This is a genomic window from Desulfurobacteriaceae bacterium (assembly GCA_039832905.1).
Lineage (GTDB): Bacteria > Aquificota > Aquificia > Desulfurobacteriales > Desulfurobacteriaceae > Desulfurobacterium.
The window spans coordinates 1-4,120 of the sequence record JBDOLX010000046.1; the positions used below are offsets into that span (position 1 = coordinate 1).

At 37.3% G+C, this 4,120-nt stretch carries 8 protein-coding genes; 2 read left to right on the forward strand and 6 right to left on the reverse strand.

The window, feature by feature from the left end; translation table 11 throughout:
• Window positions 1–196 precede the first annotated feature (196 nt).
• Together ABGX27_03395 and ABGX27_03400 are read left to right on the forward strand one after the other, a co-directional pair.
• Entirely contained in the window at window positions 197–676 is a 480-nt protein-coding gene (locus ABGX27_03395) for a hypothetical protein (protein ID MEO2068535.1), read from the forward strand.
• A gap of 16 nt (window positions 677–692) precedes the next feature.
• Entirely contained in the window at window positions 693–1,295 is a 603-nt protein-coding gene (locus ABGX27_03400) for a hypothetical protein (GenBank protein ID MEO2068536.1), read from the forward strand.
• 50 nt (window positions 1,296–1,345) lie between these two features.
• Here ABGX27_03400 and ABGX27_03405 read toward each other — a convergent pair whose 3' ends face one another.
• The 6 genes from ABGX27_03405 to ABGX27_03430 all read right to left on the reverse strand — a co-directional run.
• Complete coding sequence (locus ABGX27_03405; protein MEO2068537.1) at window positions 1,346–1,597, reverse strand: HU family DNA-binding protein; 252 nt, start codon at window positions 1,595–1,597, stop codon at window positions 1,346–1,348.
• A gap of 8 nt (window positions 1,598–1,605) precedes the next feature.
• Entirely contained in the window at window positions 1,606–2,496 is an 891-nt protein-coding gene (locus ABGX27_03410; protein MEO2068538.1) for a site-specific integrase, read from the reverse strand.
• The gene (locus ABGX27_03415) at window positions 2,497–2,829 is read right to left on the reverse strand and encodes a type II toxin-antitoxin system PemK/MazF family toxin (protein MEO2068539.1); all 333 of its coding nucleotides are present in this window, start codon (window positions 2,827–2,829) and stop codon (window positions 2,497–2,499) included. It lies immediately after the preceding gene.
• The gene (locus tag ABGX27_03420) at window positions 2,814–3,011 is read right to left on the reverse strand and encodes a DUF2281 domain-containing protein (protein MEO2068540.1); all 198 of its coding nucleotides are present in this window, start codon (window positions 3,009–3,011) and stop codon (window positions 2,814–2,816) included. The genes ABGX27_03415 and ABGX27_03420 overlap by 16 nt, the downstream gene beginning before the upstream one ends.
• Window positions 3,012–3,041: 30 nt before the next feature.
• Window positions 3,042–3,320, reverse strand: a complete 279-nt coding sequence (locus ABGX27_03425; protein ID MEO2068541.1) for a hypothetical protein — start codon at window positions 3,318–3,320, stop codon at window positions 3,042–3,044.
• Window positions 3,317–4,120, reverse strand: an 804-nt coding sequence (locus ABGX27_03430; GenBank protein MEO2068542.1) for a hypothetical protein, incomplete at its 5' end; no start/stop codon positions are given. The genes ABGX27_03425 and ABGX27_03430, both read right to left, overlap by 4 nt.

Here is a 4,120-nt window from a genome sequence, read left to right on the forward strand (position 1 = left end):
ATAGATATTTTATTGGCTTAATTATTGTACGTTACTCTTATTTTCATATTCATGCTCCAAAGATGGTATGCCACTAACTAATGAAAATTTAAAGAAATACCTTTCCTTACTAAATAAAAGAACATCATCAGTTGAGTTTACATCTAAACTAAAATCTCCAAATAACTGCAGTTCAAAAGTTTACAACAGCATAATATTGTATAAGCAGGCATGTGAGGACTTGGGATATGATTTTGACAAAACAGTACTTTCTTTAGTAAAGGCAGGAAATAACGGAGCAAACTTTTTCAACCAATATTTCAGTGCTGTGTACAACCTTATAGTTGACCCTTCTTTTTGGAGGGATTGTTCTGCTGAAATAATAAAACAAGGATACCTAAAAAAAGAAACTCTAAGTGAAGTTCTGTCGTACTTCAATAGAAAAGATCTAATAAAGAAAGAAAAAAGCATACTTGAAAGAATACAAATGGAAATTCTGGATTACATAGACTTCAAGGGTAAAGGTAAACCTCCTAAAAAACTGGAAGATATTAACTCTCCTTTTATTTCAAAAGAACTAAAAAAAATAAATGTAAGATATGAAATTAAGGGAAATAAGATAAGGTTAACATCTCCTGGACCAGATCGAAAGTTTGGAACAAACGACGATATCGTAGTTGAATTTATGTACAAATAAAGTTTTGAGTATAAAGATGAACGAAAGAATATGGAAACCAATCACGAAAAAGCATCTGGAGATATTGAAAGAAGAAGCACTTAATGAATTAAACAGGTTCATAAATGAAGTTGGAAAAGGAAAATATTCTGTTTATGAAGATAAGTTAGTAGCTATTTGTCTATGTCAAGGAGTAGCACAACACTTTTTTGAATTGTGGTTAATGGAAAAAGAGCCTGAAGACATAGTTATTGAGGTAACACAAGAAGAAATCAAAGCAAAGTCTTTAAAAATTAAAAATAAACTCGTTTTGAGTGGTATTAAGGACATAGATATTTGGCTCTTCTTTGAAGAACATCCAAAAATAAAAATTCCCCATCGGAGAAATATGAGAAAATCCGTAGTTTTAGAGCTTCCTGACCTCGGAAGAAGGCGTATTGATTTTATGAAGAAGATGATACCCATAGCAATTACGAAAGATGCCACAACAAAAGAAGAAACAATTCGAAAATATTTAACTCTCGAAACAAATACCGCAAAGTTTTTAAGAAAAAAATCAATTATTGGATTATATCCACCCAAACTATTTGGCAAACCAATATGGAAAGTTAAGCGAATAACTCCAAAACATCCACTCTAAATAAAACGAATATTTCACTACAAGAAATATAATTCGATAAACATATTCCCTCACATCCTTGGCACGAACACTATCTTCCCTCTTTTCGGAATTTCTACCATTTTCCCCGTCCTCGGATTCCTTATTTTTCTCTCCTTCAGTTCCCTTAATTCAAAAGCTCCAAATCCCTGAATAGACACTCTTTCACCTTTTTTCACAGTCTCAGCTATTTCCTGAAAAATGAACTTCACAATAGCCTCAGCTTCTTTTTTCTTCAATCCAAATTTTTTAGCAACCCTGTCTATTAGGTCTTTTCGGGTCATTAGTTTCTCTACCCCCTTGAATAATAAGCACTCATCTCAATCCTTGAGTGTCCTATCTCATATTCAATCTTCTGGAGAGCTTCCCTTTCAGAATATCCCAAAGATTTAAGCTCCTTCAATCTCTCCTTCACATAGTTAACCCTAAAAGCATGCGAACCTGTATAAACCTCTCCAGAACGCAATACTGCCTGCCTAAGGTCCTTGTAGTATCCTTCCCTTACAGACTTCCAGGAAGAGGTTTTAAGATGCTCCTGGAGAATATCAACAAGTTCCCTAATCCTCTCAAACTTCTCTGGTCGGTCAGCATAGTCTATTTCCCTGGTTCTTCCTCCTTTGCTCTTGAGGATGATTACCTTTTTACTCTCTGGTAGAACCTGAATCTTTTTAACGTCTCCTATCCTTGCCCCTGTTAGGAGCTGTAACTCTGCTATTACCTTGTGAACTTCCTCTTTCAGAAGAGAAATGACCTTTTCAGGATGAGCAAAAGCCAGAGCTCTGCCTGGATTCCTACCCTGAGAATAAATCTCCTGATACTCCTTCCCGATCCGTTCAGATATATCCTCTCTTCCTACCGTCTCAAAGAATTTTCTAAGTGCAGAAGCATTGACCTTTAACGTTTTCATTGAACAGTATTCAGCTTTTGAGAGGAGAAAATCTTTAACGTGGTCATACTGGACCTTATCAAGCCGATTAATTCCCTGTTCCCTTGCCCAGTTAACAAACTCCTTAGCTACTCCCATATAGCGGTTAAAAGTTGAATAGGAGTGAATAAGAGGAGACTTACCTCCAAACTGCTTATAAACGTTGTGCTTTGAAACTCCTATTCCCTGCTTTAAAACAGAAGCTGCATATTTGAGAGCATAGGTAAGTCCAGAGTTTTTCTTAATTCCCAAACTCATTTAGCTCCTCAAAATTTGAACTATCCTCTCAATTACTTCTCTGAGCTTTTCCTCTTTTAAATGACCAATACGGTAAAGAATTATGTGTCTATCAGCGGTAAAGATACGATTAGGTCTTATATTACTTTTCTTCCTCAAGCTTCCATACATAAAATCTTCATCGGTAAGAGAAATTGAATAGTCATCCTTTACCTGTTGACTGGTAATCTGACATAAGATTAAGTCATCTCCTTCCAGCTCAGCCACAACTAAAGCAGGTCTCCTTTTAGCATGACTTAAATCTGAGAACGGAAAAGGAACAACTACTACATCTCCTTTTACAAATCTTTCCAAGCTTCTTCCTCCTCTGGTCTTAACCAATCTTTCCTAAGGGAAGATTCACTCAAAACAGCCACTTCCAGCTTCTTGTCCAAGTTCTTTCTCTTTTCCAGAGAAGAAATAAACCCCAAAACCTCTTCAAGATACTCATCAGGAAGTTTCTCAATTTTTTGGAGAATCAACTCTTTGGTATTCATCCCTAACCTCTCCTAAAAGGTTGCATTCTATTAACCATCATCTACCTCAGATAAAGCCTCTCCAATTCGGTTTAAAGCAACCTTATCCTCAATAGAAATACTCTCTATCTCACCCTTATTGATAACAACCAAACGAGTAAGATTTCCCTTTTCATCCGTAACAGCCATAACAATACAAAGATTGTCATGAGCTAAAAGAACTCCTGTAAGACTGCACTTTGACACACCGTAACGGGAGCTGCACCTTCCATACCTGACGGTTATCTTCCTCCTGAGACAGGCTTTAAGAACCCTCTCGTAAACCTTCAATTCTTTCCTCCAGAGTTCTTAGCTTTCTTCTTCACCTCATTGAGATACTGCCTAACGGTCTTTCCTGTAACCTTCTTAAAGAGAGCTTTCAGCTCCTTATTGCTGTCAAACAATTTCAGCAAAGCAGATTTCTGAATCCTGAGACTCCTAAGCTCTGTAATAACGGACTGGTAACCTTGCTCCCTTCCTGCCTCGTATCCTTTCCGAAACTCCTCTTCAAGGTAAGAGGCAAGATTCCTGTTCCTCTCTTCAAGGGATTCTATGGAAGAAAGAAGCGAATCCTTCTTGTAGGAAAGAGTCTTAATCTCCTGAGATAGTCCCTTTAAAACACTCTTGTAATCCTCTTCTTTCTTCTGGAGAACAGAAATTTCACCCTCCAGCTTCTTCTTCTCACCCTTTAACCTCTCAATCTCTGTCAGGGAATCATCAATCTTTCCCTGTAAATCCTCCAGCCTATCTAAATCCTCAATCCACAAGTAAAAGACAACAAGGGAAACAAGAGCTGAAACAGCGTAACCCGTCCCAAAAGAAAAAAGAAAAGACCTGAGAGAAACCAACTCTTTTGGAAAAACCTTAAACCACAAAAGAGAATTCAGAAAACCAGCTCCATGCCGAAAAGCTTTTACAACTTCCAGAAAATAAAGAAACCAGGCAAAACCCACAAAAGCTAAAAAAATCCACTTCAGGTAACTTTTCAAAAAAGAGGACATACTACCCCCTTTTCCGTTGAGAGCTAATCCTATTAAAGTCCTGTTAGAGGTCGGACTACCACCTCCTGTCCACTTGTACAAGTGGACAGG

Coding starts and splice junctions, on each gene's coding strand:
- ABGX27_03400 (MEO2068536.1), top strand. CDS start 693: ATGAACGAAAGAATATGGAAACCAATCACGAAAAAGCATCTGGAGATA.
- ABGX27_03405 (MEO2068537.1), bottom strand. CDS start 1,597: ATGACCCGAAAAGACCTAATAGACAGGGTTGCTAAAAAATTTGGATTG.
- ABGX27_03410 (MEO2068538.1), bottom strand. CDS start 2,496: ATGAGTTTGGGAATTAAGAAAAACTCTGGACTTACCTATGCTCTCAAA.
- ABGX27_03420 (MEO2068540.1), bottom strand. CDS start 3,011: ATGAATACCAAAGAGTTGATTCTCCAAAAAATTGAGAAACTTCCTGAT.